The following is a 13,154-nucleotide window of genomic DNA, read 5'->3' on the forward strand; positions in this document are numbered from 1 at the left end:
CGTGCGGCGGTATGTGATCAAGCGGCTGGCGCAGGCGGTCGGGGTGCTGTGGGCGGCGTACACGGTGTCGTTCCTGGTGCTGAACTTCCTGCCCGGTGACCCGGTCACCGCGATGGCCGGCGCCGGGATGGACTCGGGGGACGTCGACCCGGCCCGGCTCGCGGCGCTGCGGCACCAGTACGGCTTCGACAAGCCGGTGCTGGCGCAGTACGCCGACTATCTCGGGCGGGCGGTGCGCGGGGACTTCGGCGACACGGTCTCCACGGGCCGCCCGGTGACCTCCACGCTGGCCGACGCACTGCCGCAGACGCTTCAACTGACCGGTGCCGCACTGCTGTTGGCGGTGCTGCTCGGCGGCGGGCTCGCGGTGGCGGCGACGTACACCTCGCAGCGGTGGCTGCGGCAGCTCCTGCTGTCGCTGCCCCCGCTCGGGGTGTCGGTCCCGACGTTCTGGGTGGGGCTGCTGCTCGTCGAGTTGTTCTCGTTCCGGCTGCGGTGGTTCCCGGCGTTCGGCAACGACGGGGTCCAGGGGCTGGTGCTGCCGGCCCTGACGCTGGCGATCCCGACCGGCGCGCTGGTCGCCCAGGTGCTGGCCAAGAGCCTGCTCACGGCGCTGGACCAGGCCTATGTGGAGACCGCGCGGGCCAAGGGCGCGGGCAGGTGGCGGGTGCATCTGCGGCACGCGCTGCGCAACGCGTCGCTGCCCGCGCTGACGGTCGTGGGCCTGCTGGTCGGGCAGCTGGTCGCCGGTTCGGTGGTCGTCGAGACGGTGTTCTCCCGCGACGGCCTGGGCCGGGTGACGGCGGCGGCGGTCACCGCGCAGGACATCCCGCTGGTCCAGGGGGTGGTGGTGTTCGGGGCGCTGATCTTCGTGGCGACGAATCTCCTCGTCGACCTCGTCTATCCGCTCCTCGACCCGCGGATCGTGGTTGCTTCGGACAGGGGGGCGAGCTTCGCATGAGTCAGAGTCTTGCCGACGACGTCAACGACGTCGACGACCGGGCCGGCGCTTCCGGGTCCGCCCCCGGTCTCGCCCGCCCGGCCGGGACGGGATCCCCGACGGACCCGGGCCACCGCCGCCGTACCGACGTACGGCAGGCGCTGCGGTTCCTGGTGCGCCGCCCCGGTCTGCTGCTGTCGGCCGTCGTGGTCGTACTGGTGGTGCTGGCCTCGTTCTGGCCCGACCTGTTCGCCTCGCAGGACCCGTTGAAGGGGGTGCCGTCCGAGAACTTCCGTGGCCCGAGCGGCAGTCACTGGTTCGGTACGGACGAACTGGGCCGCGATGTGTTCTCCCGCGTGGTGCACGGCGCCCAGCTCTCCCTCAAGGCCACGATCATCGCGGTCCTGGTCGCGTTCGTGGTCGGCGGTCTGCTGGGTGTGGTCGCCGGGTTCGTGGGCCGCTGGGTGGACGACGTGCTGATGCGGTTCGTCGACGTCCTCCTCTCCATCCCCGCGCTGTTCCTGTCGCTGGCCCTCGTCACCGCACTCGGGTACGGCACGGTGAAGGTGGCGATCGCGGTGGGTGTCGCGAGCGTCGCCTCGTTCGCCCGGGTGGCGCGCGCCGAGGTGCTGCGGGTAAGGCAGGCGGTGTTCGTCGAGGCGTCCCGCGCGAGCGGGGCCCGCTGGTACTCGGTGCTGGGACGCCATGTCCTGCCCAACGCGGCCGGTCCGGTGATCGTCCTGGCCACGCTGGACTTCGGCGCCTCGATCCTGGCCGTCTCGGCGCTCAGCTTCCTCGGCTACGGCGCGCCGCCACCGGCCCCGGAATGGGGAACGTTGATCTCGGACGGCCGCAACTACCTGGCGAACGCCTGGTGGTTGACCGCGCTGCCCGGTCTGGCCATCGCCGCGACCGTGCTGGCCACCAACCGCATCGCCCGGGCGCTGGACGGCGAATGGTCCCGGCGATGACGACACATGACGACGAGAACGGTGAGGACGTGACCGCACCACTGCTGGAGATCCGCGGCCTGTCCGTGTCTTACCGCACCCGCGGCGGCACGGTACCGGCGGTCCGGGGCGTGGACCTCGAGGTCTGGCCCGGAGAAGTGACCGCCGTGGTCGGCGAGTCCGGCTCCGGCAAGAGCACCACGGCGCACGCCGTCACCCGGCTGCTCGCGGCGAACGGCACCGTCGACGCGGGCTCGGTCCGCTTCGGCCGCCACGACCTCGCCACACTGTCGGAGGCGGAGCTGCGCACCGTGCGCGGCGCGCAGATAGGGCTGGTCCCGCAGGATCCGACGGTCTCGCTCAACCCGGTGAAGCGGATCGGTGAGCAGGTCGCCGAGGTGCTGCGCATCCACGGTCTGGCGACCCGTCGTACGGCCGCCGTCGAGGCGGTCGCCGTGCTGGACCGGGCCGGGCTGCCCGACGCGGCCGTCCGCGCCCGGCAGTATCCGCACGAACTGTCCGGCGGTATGCGGCAACGGGTGCTGATCGCCATCGCCATCGCGGCGAAGCCCAGGCTGATCGTCGCCGACGAGCCGACCAGCGCGCTCGATGTGACCGTGCAGCGCGTCATCCTCGACCATCTCCAGCATCTCACCGAGGAGTTGGGCACGGCGATCCTGCTGGTCACCCATGACCTCGGGGTGGCCGCCGACCGTTCCCAGCGGCTGGTGGTCATGGAGCGGGGCAGGGTGGTCGAGGCGGGTGAGACCCGTACCGTGCTGGCCGACCCCCAACACGAGTACACACGGCGGCTGTTGGCCAGCGCCCCGAGCCTGGCCACGGCCCGCTCCCGGACTCCTGCCTCCGCCGCACCGGTCGAGGAGGCGGCTCCCCTGGTCGAAGTACGCGACCTGGTCAAGGAGTTCAGGCTGCCGCGCGCCGGGAACACGGACCGTACCCTGCGCGCGGTGGACGGCGTCAGCTTCAGCCTCCACCGCGGCCAGACCCTCGCCCTGGTCGGCGAGTCGGGCTCGGGCAAGTCCACCACCGCGCGCCTGGTGCTCCGCCTCGCCGACGCCACCGCCGGACGGATCCTGTTCGACGGCACCGACGTCACCGCCGCGAAGGGCGCCCGGGCGAGACTGCTGCGCCGCCGCGCCCAGCTCGTCTACCAGAACCCGTACGCGTCCCTCGACCCGCGCTTCTCCATCGGCGAGGTGATCACCGAGCCGTTGCGGGCGTTCAAGGTCGGCGACCGCGCCTCGCGGCTCGCCCGGGCCGCCGAACTGCTCGACCGGGTCGCGCTCCCGGCGTCGACGCTGGAACGCCGCCCGGCGGAGCTGTCGGGCGGACAACGCCAGCGCGTGGCCATCGCCCGCGCCCTCGCGCTCTCCCCCGACCTGGTGGTGTGCGACGAGCCGGTCTCCGCGCTCGACGTGTCCGTGCAGTCCCAAGTCCTCGACCTGCTGGCCGAGTTGCAGGCGGACACGGGCGTGGCGTACCTGTTCATCTCGCACGACCTGGCCGTCGTACGCCAGATCGCGCACCAGGTCGCCGTCATGCGGTCCGGCCGCGTGGTCGAGACGGGCCCGCCGGCGGAGCTGTTCACCCGCCCCCGCCACGAGTACACCCGCGAGCTGCTCGCGGCGATCCCCGGCGGACGCGTCCCCTCCCCCGCCGAGACCACCACGAATTGAGAAGCAGGGTTGTATGAGCACTCCCACCATCACCTCACTGGCCTTTCTCACCCCGGGCAACTTCGCCGACGACGACCCGTACACCGGATTGGAGGAGACGCTCCAACTCTTCGAGTACGGCGAACGGTTGGGCTACGACGGGGCCTGGATCCGGCAGCGTCACCTCGAACACGGTGTCGGCTCGGCGGCCGTGTTCCTCGCCGCGGCCGGCCAGCGCACCGAGCGCATCGAACTCGGCACCGCGGTCATCCCGATCGGCTACGAGAGCCCGTTCCGCCTGGCGGAGGATCTGGCGCTGGCCGACGTCCTGTCCCGGGGCCGGCTCCAGATCGGCTTCAGCACCGGGATGCCGCACGCCGACCTGCTCGGCGACCTGGTGTACGACGGGGACTGGCGCGGCTTCGACCTGTCGTACGGCCGGATCACCCGGGTCGTCGACAACCTGCGCGGCGACTACCTCGGCGGCCCGGACGCGGTCATCCACTCGCCGGGCAACGTCCAGCGGCCCCGCCTCCAACCGCACAGCCCCGGCCTGGCGCACCGCATCTGGTACGGCGGGGGAAGCCTGCGGTCGGTCCGCTGGGCCGCCGAGAACGGCCTCGCCCTGCTGTCCGGCAACATCGTCACCGGCGAGAACACCGACGACTTCACGACGGCCCAGCTGAACCTGCTCTCCGAGTACCGGCGCACGCTCTCCGGGGACCGTGCGCCACGGGTGGCCCTGGGCCGGGTGATCGTGCCGCTGGACAGCGCGGACGCGTCGACCCGGGCCCGTTACCGCGCCTACGCGGCGAGCCGCCACGAACGGACCCTCGCGCCCCAGGGCCCGAAGCGCGTCCTGTTCGCCCCGGACGTCGTGGGCACCGCCGAGCAGATCCTCGAACAGCTCACGGCCGATCCGGTCGTCGCCGAGGTGTCCGAGCTGCGCCTGGAACTGCCGTACGAGTTCCACCGGGAGGAGTACGAACAGATCCTGCACGACGTACGACAGCTGATCGCGCCCGAACTCGGCCGGCGTTCCTCGGCAGTTCAGGAGGCGGCCCGATGAGCCCGCAGCCGGAACCCGCGGTCCGGCAACTTCTCGGTCCGCCGGGACTTCTTTCGGTCAAACGCCTGGTCCTCAACGACCAGCAGATCAGCACCGATGGCAGTCACTCACAGGACCACTTCCGCCATCTGGCCCTGCTGACCGCAAAGGTGAGGGCCGGTTTCGGATCCTTCCGAAACCGGCCCTCACCTGCGACTCTCACGAGTCGGGACGACAGGATTTGAACCTGCGACCCCTTGACCCCCAGTCAAGTGCGCTACCAAGCTGCGCCACGTCCCGGTGCGTCGACCCACGGTTGCCCCGCGTGATCGCACAGACAAACCCTACCGCACACCCGCCCTGCCTCCGAGCGGTCACGGAACGGTCACCGACACATCAAGGGCCCCTTAACGGCTCATCCACCGCACTACCGTCGTCCCACCTGAAACACAGACCAGGGGGACGATCATGAGCAACCCGTACAACACTCCCGGCACTCCGCGACCGGCTCCGATACCGGGTCCCGTGCCGGACCGGCAGAGCCCGAGATGGGCCCGCAAGAGATTCGTCCTGCCCGCCCTCGGGCTGGCGCTCTTCATCGGTGTCGGCATCGGCACGAGCGACGACGGCAAGGAGCCGGTGTCCGCCGACCCACAACCGACCGCCACCGTCACGGCCACGGCGACCACGACGGTCACCGTCACCGAGACGGCCGCACCCGAACCGGCCCCGACGGTCACGGTGTTGGCGACCAGGACCGTCACGGCCGAACCGGCGGCCGACACCGACACCGACACGGACACCGGCACGGGTGCCGGCTCCGACGACGGATCCGGATCCGGTGACGAGAGCGTGTACTACGCCAACTGCTCCGCGGCCCGCGCGGCCGGTGCCGCCCCGGTGCGTGTCGGCGATCCGGGTTACGGACGGCATCTCGACCGGGACGGCGACGGGGTCGGCTGCGAGTGACCCCTGGGAGGGTCAGGCGTTGGGGTCGAAGGTGATGCCCGCCGGCATGGCCGCCGCCAGGTGGGAGTTGAAACTCCCGTCCTTGAGGCCGAAGTTGGCGCTGCCCCAGTTCGCGGAGGTCAGGATGTCACGGATGCCCGACGGGTAGCCGTTCCAGCCGACCAGCGCCGGGAACTGCCAGGTCCCCTTGTGGTTCTCCGGCGGCTCGTCGTTGGTGTTCGCGAGGCGGAAGCAGTGCGTGCTGATGCCGTCCTTGTGGTAAACGATCTTGGGGTGGGTGCCGTCCCAGCGGACCTGGCTGCGGTTGTAGATGCTGAAACTGCCGTGGTTGGACGTCGATACGTACTGCGCCACGTTGTTCTGCACCCACACCACCACGTGCTCCCAGTCGTGCCGGTGCCCGCCGATGCTGCTGCCCGCGAGGGCCTGGTCCTTCTCGAAGTAGAGGCCGTAGATGATCGCGCACCAGCCGTTGTTGCACTTGTAGCGGGAGTAGCCGTTGGTGTTGTCGAGGTCGGAGGCGTCCCGGCACGACCCGTTGAGGGCGCCGGTCGGGTTGAGGCCGCCGTTGAGGGTGCCCGTGGGGCCGATGGCGGGGGTGGAGTAGCAGCCGTCCGTGTCGTAGTCGTAGGCCGGTTGGTATGTCTGCTCGGTGCTGTCCGCGTTGGCCGGCAGGGCCGCGGGCGGGGCGGCGAGGGCGGTGCCGGGAAAGGCGACGAGCAGCGCGATCGCGCTGCCGAGGACGAGCGAGGCTCTGCGGATGCGCACACGTCTCTTCACTGGGGGCCTCCTGATCGACGTCCGGGGTGCGGGCTCGGCCAGATTGGCATGCCCATATCACGGATGGGTCACTCGGAAGGAAAGCTTCAGGGGCGCACAGCAGACGATCGGTCACTCCGAGTTCGCTACTCCGGCGGCGTGGGTGTGTCGTGCGTCCGATACATCGCCTGGACGTCCAGCTCCAGTTGGACGGTCGGACCGACCACCGCGATGCCCCGGGCCAGCATGGAACGCCAGTTGAGCGTGTAGTCCTCCCGGTGCAGCTCGGCCCTGGCGAGAGCCGCGCAGCGCAACTCCTCGCCGTACCCGCCGTTCACCGTGCCCAGGTAGGTGGTCTCCAGCCCCACCGAACGGCTCACCCCATGCATGGTCAGCGTGCCCTGCAAGGTCCACTTGCTGCCGCCGCGATACGCGAACCGCGTACTCACGAAGTCGATGTACGGGAACCGCTCGACGTCGAGGAAGTCGGCGGACCGCAGGTGGTTGTCCCGGGTGTTGTTGCCCGTGGTGATGCTCGACGCGTCGATCCGGACGGACACCCGGGAGTCCGTCATCTGCTGGGCCACCTGGATACCGCCCTCGAACCGCTCGAACCGGCCGTGCACGTTCGCCATCCCGACGTGCTTGGCGATGAACCGGATCGCCGTGTGCGGCGGATCGAAGAGCCAGGTGCCGGGCAGCGGAAGGTCCAGCTGACGGGCCGGCTCCAGCTGGACGCGCTCCGTCGGGAGCACGGTGTCGCCGACGACCTCGACCGTCTCGCGGTGCGGCGTCAGCCCCTCCGCGGCGACCATCAGGCTGTAGCGGCCCGGCGGCAGCACCGCCAGGAAGAAGCCGTACGGGTCCGTCGTACCGCGCGCCATCACATGGTGGATGTCGACCGCCGACACGGTCACATCGGCGCCGCCCATCGGCTGACCCAGCGGGTCCAGGACCTCACAGCCGAGGGCGCCCGCACCCGGCGGCAGGGGAACGGAGAGGCCCGCGCGGTCGGCGACACCTTTGGAGCGCAGGCGCCTGAACAGTGCGAGGGCCATGGGTCCACCTTTTCTCTCTGACTTCGTGCGTCGTTCTGCTCTCGTGCGGCAGGCGGTCCGGGCCCGGGACCGGACCCAGGATCGCCCCGGACCCTAGATCGCCCCGGGTGCCGCACCCTCGTACGCCGCCCGCAGCACCCCGAGCACTCCCTGCGCCGTGACCTCGCGCGGGTTGGCGTACGGCTGCCCGGTGACCTGGTCCGCCGCCACCGTCAAGTCGGCCTCGGCGAGACCCAGTTCGGCGAGGGAGCGCGGGGCGCCGAGGCGTCCGGCCAGCTCCCACAGGGCCGTTGGGGCATCGGCCGCGCCGCCCAGGGCACGGGCGACGGCGTCGGCCGCGTCCGGTGCGGCGGGTGAGTTGTAGGCCAGAGCGTAGGGCAGGACAACCGTGTGGGTCTCGGCGTGCGGCAGGCCGAAGGTGCCGCCGAGGACATGGCACAGCTTGTGGTGCAGGCCCATGGTGGTGGCGCCCAGGCAGGATCCGCACAGCCACGCCCCGTACAGGGCCCGGCCGCGCGCGTCGAGGGACGCGGGGCCGGCGGCCACGTCCGGGAGCGCCTCGGCCATCGCCCGTACGCCCTCCCGCGCCATGAGGGAGACGATCGGCGATGTGTCGGGGGCGTACAGGGCCTCGACGGCGTGCGCGATCGCGTTGATGCCGCTGGTGACGGAGAGCGGGACCGGCAGGGAGAGGGTCAGTTCGGGGTCGTACACCACACTGCGGGGGAGGACGGTCCGGTCGCGGCCGGTGCGTTTCACGCCGTGCTCGGTCAGGCCCCAGACGGGGGTCATCTCCGAGCCGGCGTAGGTGGAGGGCACAGCGATCAGCGGCAGCCCAGTGCGCAGTGCGATCGCCTTCCCGAGCCCGATCGCGGAGCCGCCGCCGACGGCGACGCACCCGTCGGCGCCCGCCGCGAGCGCCACTTCGACGGCCCGGTCGGCGACTTCGACGGGTACGTGCATCCGCGCCTCGTCGTGCAGTCCGGCCAAGGCGGGTCCGAGCGAGTCGGCGACGGCCTGCGCGGTGTCCTTGCCGCGTGCCCCGCACACCACCAACAGCCGCCGCAGACCGAGCCGTTCGGCCTCCCCGGCCGTCGCGGTCACGGCGGCCCCGGCCCGCAGCACGACCCGCATCGGCTGGGCCTCGTACACGAAGTCCGGTCCACCGGTCACGAGTTCTTCTCCAGTACGAGGTCGAAGCGTGCGTGGCGGAACGGGTTCGGCAGGCCGAACTCCCGGGCCAGGGACGGGTCGTCGGTCTCGGTGAAGTCCTGGACGAGGCTCTCCTTGACCGCGAAAACGGCGTCCGAGTCGAGGTAGTCGCTGCCCGCGACGAAGATGTGGGTGGTGACGGGCTCGTGGCCCTCGGCCGTGGCGATGAAGTGGATGTGGGCGGGGCGGTAGGGGTGGCGGCCGGTGGCGTGAAGGAGTTCGCCGACCGGGCCGTCCGTGGGGATCGGGTACGGGCTCGGCACGCACGTGCGGAACCAGAAGCGGCCCTCCGCATCCGCGGTGAAGAGTCCGCGGCCGTTGCCTGGTGGCTGTACGTCCGGTTGCTGGACGTCGTAGTAGCCCTCGGCGTCGGCCTGCCAGACGTCGAGTACCGCGCCCGGCAGCGGAGTTCCGTCCCGGTCGAGGACGCGGCCGCTGACCACGCAGGGCTCGCCGGTGCCCACCAGGTCGATGTCGGCGCCGAGTTCGCGTACCGGCGACTCCGTCATGTGGAAGGGGCCGAGGACGGTCGACTCGGTGGCGCCCGGGTCGTGGTGGCCGTTGAGGGTCTCCACGAGCATCGAGACGCCGAGGACGTCCGACAGCAGGATGAACTCCTGCCGGGTGTCGGTGCAGGACTGCCCGGTGGCCGTGAGGAAGCCGATGGCCCGCTCCCACTCCGCCATCGTCGGCTCGGTCTCCCGCACGAAGGCGTGCAGGTGCCGGGTGAGGGCGGTGAGCAGGTCGCGCAGACGTGGGTCCGCGGTCCCGCTCATGCTGTCGACGACCGCTTCGGTGACGGCGGTCGTGAATCCGACGCCTTCACCCGTGTCGGTCCCGGTGGTCTCCGTGCTCATCGTGTGCTCCTCGTCCCGTCCCGTCAGGCATGTCCGAGGATCTGCCGCAGCGCGTCCGTCAGCAACTGTTCGGCGTTCTCGGCCGCTTCGGCGTGTCGGAAGGCGACGAACCCGTCCGGGCGTACGAGGAGCACGCCCGCGTCGGACACCTCGCTGAGGCCGGCCCAGTCGCCGTACGGGTCCTCGTACTCCTGGCCGGGGCCGACGACGACCGTGGCGATGTCGAGGGGCTGGGCCTTCGCCGCGCGGACCCAGGCGTCGCCGCCGATGCCGGTGAGGAGGGTGAAGCGGCCCCGGCCCACGGTGTCGAGGGTGGACAGGGTTCGGGTGCCGGAGGTGAGCCAGGCGTGCGGGAGCTTCGCGCCGGGGCGGGTGGAGGGCTGGTGGTGCAGCTCGGGGTCGCGGGCGAAGCCGGGGTCGGGGGTGCCATCGGGGACGATCGCGGCGGACTCGTAGCGCTGGTTGAGGTCGACCCCGTGGGCGTTGAACTCGTACACCTTGGCGGCGATCGCCTCGCGCAGCCGGGCGCGCTGGTCGGCAGCGGCCCCGGTGGCGTCCTTGCGGGCGGCGATGTTGGCCCACAGCTCCTCGGGGGTCTGCGGGGAGAGCCCGTCGAGCGCCTCGAAGATCGGGGCGGTCTCGGCGATGGACCTGTTGGCGCGAGTGACGATCTGCTTGCCGACGGGGGCGCGTTCGGCGGTGTAGGTGTCGAGCAGCGCGGGGGTGGCGACCCCGTCGAGGACCAGTTTCAGCTTCCAGGCCAGGTTGTAGGCGTCCTGGACGGAGGTGTTCGAGCCGAGCCCGTTGGACGGCGGGTGCCGGTGGACGGCGTCGCCGGCACAGAAGACACGCCCGTTCGCGTAGGTCTCGGCGTACATCTCGTTGACCGTCCAGGCCGAGGACGACTTGATGGTCACGGGGATGTCGTCGTCGCCGACGAGTCTGCGGACGATCGACTCGGCGTACTCGGTGGTGAGGTCGGGGGCGCCGGCGGTCACGTCGTAGCCCCAGACGATCATCCACTCGTTCCAGGGGCGGACGTTGCGGACCAGGCCCGCGCCGATGCCGCCGACGGTGGCGCCGGGGGCGAGGACCCAGTAGAGGGTGGAGGGGCGATGGGCCGTGTACGCGCTGAGATCCGCGTCGAAGACGATGTTGATGCTGCCCGCGACGCCCATCTGGCCGCCCATGGGCAGTCCGGCGTCCTCGGCGACCTTGGAACGGCCGCCGTCGGCACCGATCAGATAGCGGGCGCGGATCTCGTACGTGTCGCCGCGCAGCCGGTCGCGGACGGTGGCCGTGACGCCGGAGGCGTCCTGAGTGTGCGTCAGATACTCGGTCTGGAAGCGGAGTCGGGTACCGCGTGCGACGGCCGCGTCGACGAGGACCGGCTCCATCAGATGCTGCGGCATGTCGCACATGCGGGTGGGGCTGGCCAGTTCGTGCGCGGCCTGGACGAGCGGGTCGTTGCCCCAGGAGCGGACCCGGCCCAGTTCCTCGCCGGCCAGACTGGTGCAGAAGGTCGTGTTGCCCATCAGGTGCTGGGGCGTGGCCTTGGCGATCACGTCCTCCTCGACACCGAGGTCGCGCAGGACCTCCATCGTGCGCTGGTTGGTGATGTGCGCGCGGGGCGTGTCGGCGAGGCTCGCGTACCGGGTGACGACGATGTTGGGCACGCCGTAGGTGCTGAGCGCGAGCGCGGCCGACGCCCCGGCCGGGCCGCTGCCCACGATCAGTACGTCGGTGTCGACAACGGTGTGCACGGGAGACGCTCCAGGTTCCGGACGGACGGCCACCCGTGATCGTGGAGCGGAACGGCGGTTTCCGGGTGTCTCAATACGAGACACTTCACGCTTCTCAGTACCTCTCCGACGGTCTCCGGACCCGGCCCGATACCGTGAGTGGTGCCATGACCACAGCCGAAGAATCCCCCGCCCTCCTCCTGCTCAGTCAGGCACGTCAGCGGTTCCTGACCGGACGTCCGCTGCCCGACGACGTCCCCGACGAGACCGTCGCCGCCTGGCGCCGCGCCCGCTTCCTCGGCGTACGGCACGATGTGCGCGCGCCCACCTCCGTCGACGGTCTGGCGGTCGGGTCGGCGTTGCTGGCGGCGGCCGGTCCGGTCCTCGAACGGCTCGCCCCGGCGCTCGGCACCGGCCGGTGGGCACTGCTGCTGACCGACGAGCGGCTGCGGGTGCTGTGGTCGGCGGGCGGTGCGCCCGGCGGGGAACTGCGCCGCGATCTGGCCGAGCGGGAGGTCGGGCACAACAGCGCGGCGCTCGCCCTGCGCACCCGGCGGCGCGCCGAGGTGCACGGCCCCGAGCACTTCCTCGACGTGTGGCAGAACGTGTCGGCGGTCAGCGTGCCGGTGTTCGCCCCGGAGTCCGGCCGCCCCCTCGGCACGGTCACGGTCGCCTCCGGTCTGTGCGCCGACGCCGGTCCGCATCCCGGGGCCGCCCTCGCGGAAGCGGCAGCGGCGGCGGTCGAGGCGGAGCTGCTGGCCCGCTCGCGCTCGGCGGAGCGGACTCTCCTCGACGCCTACGCGGGCGCGGCTCATGGACCGGGTGGCGGTCAGGAGCGGGCGGTGGTGGCCCTGGACGGGCGCAACCGGCTGGTCAGCGAGGCGGCGGTGCGGCTGGTGTCGCCGCAGGTGCTGGAGTCGCTGGAGCGGGGCGCGCGGGTGCTGTTGCGGTCGGCGGCGCCTGTCGAGTCGTACGACATCACGCTGCCCGAAGGGGCGGGCTGCACCGCCGAGTTCCGTCCGGTGCGGGAGCAGGGCGGCGGCCGGGTGCTCGGGATCGTCGCCGTGCTGCTGCCGGTCACCGAGGGTGTGTTGGTACGGGCGTTGCCGCGTCCGGTGGCGGGGCGGCTGGCCGGGAGTTCGGTGCCGTGGCGCCACGCGGTGGGCCGGGCAACGGAGTTGGCGCACGGCGGCGAACCGCTCCTGCTGACCGGGGAGCGCGGCTCGGGCAAGACCGCGCTGGCCCGCGAACTGCTCGGCGGGACCGAGCCGTTGGTCCTGGACGCGGCCGAGGCGCCTGAACTGGGCCTGGGGGACGGCAGGTTGACGGGCGACCGCCCGCTCCTCCTCCGGCACGCCGAGCGGCTCGCCCAGTCGGACGTCGCCGCACTGAACGGCCTCCTCGACGAGCGTCCGGACGTCCATCTGCTGGCGACGTACACACCGGGCACTCCCCCGGGCCCCTGCCTCCAACGGCTCCTGGACACCCTGGCCGCGCGCTCGGTCACCCTGCCCGCGTTGCGTGAACGCCCGGAGGACATCCGGGAGTTGCTCCCGGCGCTGGCCCCGAGGCCGGTCGACGGTACGCCACCGCTCACCTGGACGCTGGACGCGCTGCGGGCGCTGGAGCGGCATCCGTGGCCCGGGAACCTCACCGAACTCGCCCACCTGGTACGGACGTTGGCGGAGCACCGGCGGGCCTCGGGGCCGGTCCGGCGGGCCGAACTCCCCGACCCGGTACGGGAAGGGCCTGCCGCGCGCCCGCTGAGCCCGATGGAGCACGCCGAACGCACCGCGATCCTGGAGGCACTGCGCCGCAACGGCGGCAACAAGGCCCGTACGGCGACGGCCCTGGGCATCGCCCGCGCGACGCTCTACCGGAAGCTGCGGGAGTACCGGGCCTGAGGCGGCTTCACGGACCTGGGGCCGCCTGCCATTCGCGCC

At 71.8% G+C, this 13,154-nt stretch carries 11 protein-coding genes and 1 tRNA gene; 6 read left to right on the forward strand and 6 right to left on the reverse strand.

Annotated features, from left to right (window positions below; all coding sequences use genetic code 11):
- Position 1: 1 nt before the first annotated feature.
- Genes ACFYXF_RS18395 through ACFYXF_RS18410 form a run of 4 tightly spaced genes read left to right on the forward strand, consistent with a single transcriptional unit; the run spans position 2 to position 4,635 of the window.
- Positions 2 to 961 (forward strand): ABC transporter permease, encoded by a 960-nt coding sequence (locus ACFYXF_RS18395; RefSeq protein WP_389350625.1) that lies wholly within the window; start codon positions 2 to 4, stop codon positions 959 to 961.
- On the forward strand, positions 958 to 1,911 hold the full coding sequence (locus tag ACFYXF_RS18400; RefSeq protein WP_389350626.1) for an ABC transporter permease: 954 nt from the start codon (positions 958 to 960) through the stop codon (positions 1,909 to 1,911). Before ACFYXF_RS18395 ends, ACFYXF_RS18400 begins: the two co-directional genes overlap by 4 nt.
- Positions 1,908 to 3,587 carry a dipeptide ABC transporter ATP-binding protein gene (locus tag ACFYXF_RS18405; RefSeq protein ID WP_389350627.1) on the forward strand — a complete coding sequence of 560 codons (1,680 nt, stop codon included), beginning with the start codon at positions 1,908 to 1,910 and terminating at the stop codon, positions 3,585 to 3,587. The genes ACFYXF_RS18400 and ACFYXF_RS18405 overlap by 4 nt, the downstream gene beginning before the upstream one ends.
- A 13-nt stretch (positions 3,588 to 3,600) precedes the next feature.
- Positions 3,601 to 4,635, forward strand: coding sequence for an LLM class flavin-dependent oxidoreductase (locus ACFYXF_RS18410; RefSeq protein WP_389350628.1), 1,035 nt, complete (start codon positions 3,601 to 3,603; stop codon positions 4,633 to 4,635).
- 205 nt (positions 4,636 to 4,840) lie between these two features.
- Here the strand turns inward: ACFYXF_RS18410 and ACFYXF_RS18415 are convergent.
- A tRNA-Pro gene (locus ACFYXF_RS18415) sits at positions 4,841 to 4,914 on the reverse strand.
- A gap of 168 nt (positions 4,915 to 5,082) precedes the next feature.
- On the opposite strand from ACFYXF_RS18415, the gene ACFYXF_RS18420 reads away from it, so the two are divergent.
- A complete protein-coding gene (locus ACFYXF_RS18420; RefSeq protein ID WP_389350629.1) occupies positions 5,083 to 5,583 on the forward strand; it encodes an excalibur calcium-binding domain-containing protein in 501 nt (166 codons plus the stop codon).
- 12 nt (positions 5,584 to 5,595) lie between these two features.
- On the opposite strand, the gene ACFYXF_RS18425 is transcribed toward ACFYXF_RS18420, so the two are convergent.
- The 5 genes from ACFYXF_RS18425 to ACFYXF_RS18445 all read right to left on the reverse strand — a co-directional run bounded on the left by ACFYXF_RS18425 (position 5,596) and on the right by ACFYXF_RS18445 (position 11,232).
- On the reverse strand, positions 5,596 to 6,363 hold the full coding sequence (locus ACFYXF_RS18425; RefSeq protein WP_389350630.1) for an NPP1 family protein: 768 nt from the start codon (positions 6,361 to 6,363) through the stop codon (positions 5,596 to 5,598).
- Between the two features lie 125 nt (positions 6,364 to 6,488).
- A complete protein-coding gene (locus ACFYXF_RS18430; protein ID WP_389350631.1) occupies positions 6,489 to 7,400 on the reverse strand; it encodes a YceI family protein in 912 nt (303 codons plus the stop codon).
- Positions 7,401 to 7,493: 93 nt separating this feature from the next.
- Positions 7,494 to 8,573, reverse strand: coding sequence for a maleylacetate reductase (locus tag ACFYXF_RS18435; RefSeq protein ID WP_389350632.1), 1,080 nt, complete (start codon positions 8,571 to 8,573; stop codon positions 7,494 to 7,496).
- The gene (locus ACFYXF_RS18440) at positions 8,570 to 9,469 is read right to left on the reverse strand and encodes an intradiol ring-cleavage dioxygenase (RefSeq protein WP_389350633.1); all 900 of its coding nucleotides are present in this window, start codon (positions 9,467 to 9,469) and stop codon (positions 8,570 to 8,572) included. The genes ACFYXF_RS18435 and ACFYXF_RS18440 overlap by 4 nt, the downstream gene beginning before the upstream one ends.
- Before the next feature lie 23 nt (positions 9,470 to 9,492).
- A complete protein-coding gene (locus ACFYXF_RS18445; protein ID WP_389350634.1) occupies positions 9,493 to 11,232 on the reverse strand; it encodes an FAD-dependent oxidoreductase in 1,740 nt (579 codons plus the stop codon).
- A 146-nt stretch (positions 11,233 to 11,378) separates the two neighbouring features.
- On the opposite strand from ACFYXF_RS18445, the gene ACFYXF_RS18450 reads away from it, so the two are divergent.
- Complete coding sequence (locus ACFYXF_RS18450; RefSeq protein WP_389350635.1) at positions 11,379 to 13,115, forward strand: helix-turn-helix domain-containing protein; 1,737 nt, start codon at positions 11,379 to 11,381, stop codon at positions 13,113 to 13,115.
- Positions 13,116 to 13,154: the final 39 nt, after the last annotated feature.

The sequence above is a fragment of the Streptomyces sp. NPDC002680 genome (assembly GCF_042889145.1).
In the GTDB taxonomy this organism is placed as follows: domain Bacteria; phylum Actinomycetota; class Actinomycetes; order Streptomycetales; family Streptomycetaceae; genus Streptomyces; species Streptomyces adonidis.

Bases quoted from the DNA above. Each gene is read 5' to 3' on its own strand.
- ACFYXF_RS18430 (WP_389350631.1), bottom strand. From the start codon at position 7,400: ATGGCCCTCGCACTGTTCAGGCGCCTGCGCTCCAAAGGTGTCGCCGAC.
- ACFYXF_RS18410 (WP_389350628.1), top strand. From the start codon at position 3,601: ATGAGCACTCCCACCATCACCTCACTGGCCTTTCTCACCCCGGGCAAC.
- ACFYXF_RS18400 (WP_389350626.1), top strand. From the start codon at position 958: ATGAGTCAGAGTCTTGCCGACGACGTCAACGACGTCGACGACCGGGCC.
- ACFYXF_RS18450 (WP_389350635.1), top strand. From the start codon at position 11,379: ATGACCACAGCCGAAGAATCCCCCGCCCTCCTCCTGCTCAGTCAGGCA.
- ACFYXF_RS18440 (WP_389350633.1), bottom strand. From the start codon at position 9,469: ATGAGCACGGAGACCACCGGGACCGACACGGGTGAAGGCGTCGGATTC.
- ACFYXF_RS18405 (WP_389350627.1), top strand. From the start codon at position 1,908: ATGACGACACATGACGACGAGAACGGTGAGGACGTGACCGCACCACTG.
- ACFYXF_RS18420 (WP_389350629.1), top strand. From the start codon at position 5,083: ATGAGCAACCCGTACAACACTCCCGGCACTCCGCGACCGGCTCCGATA.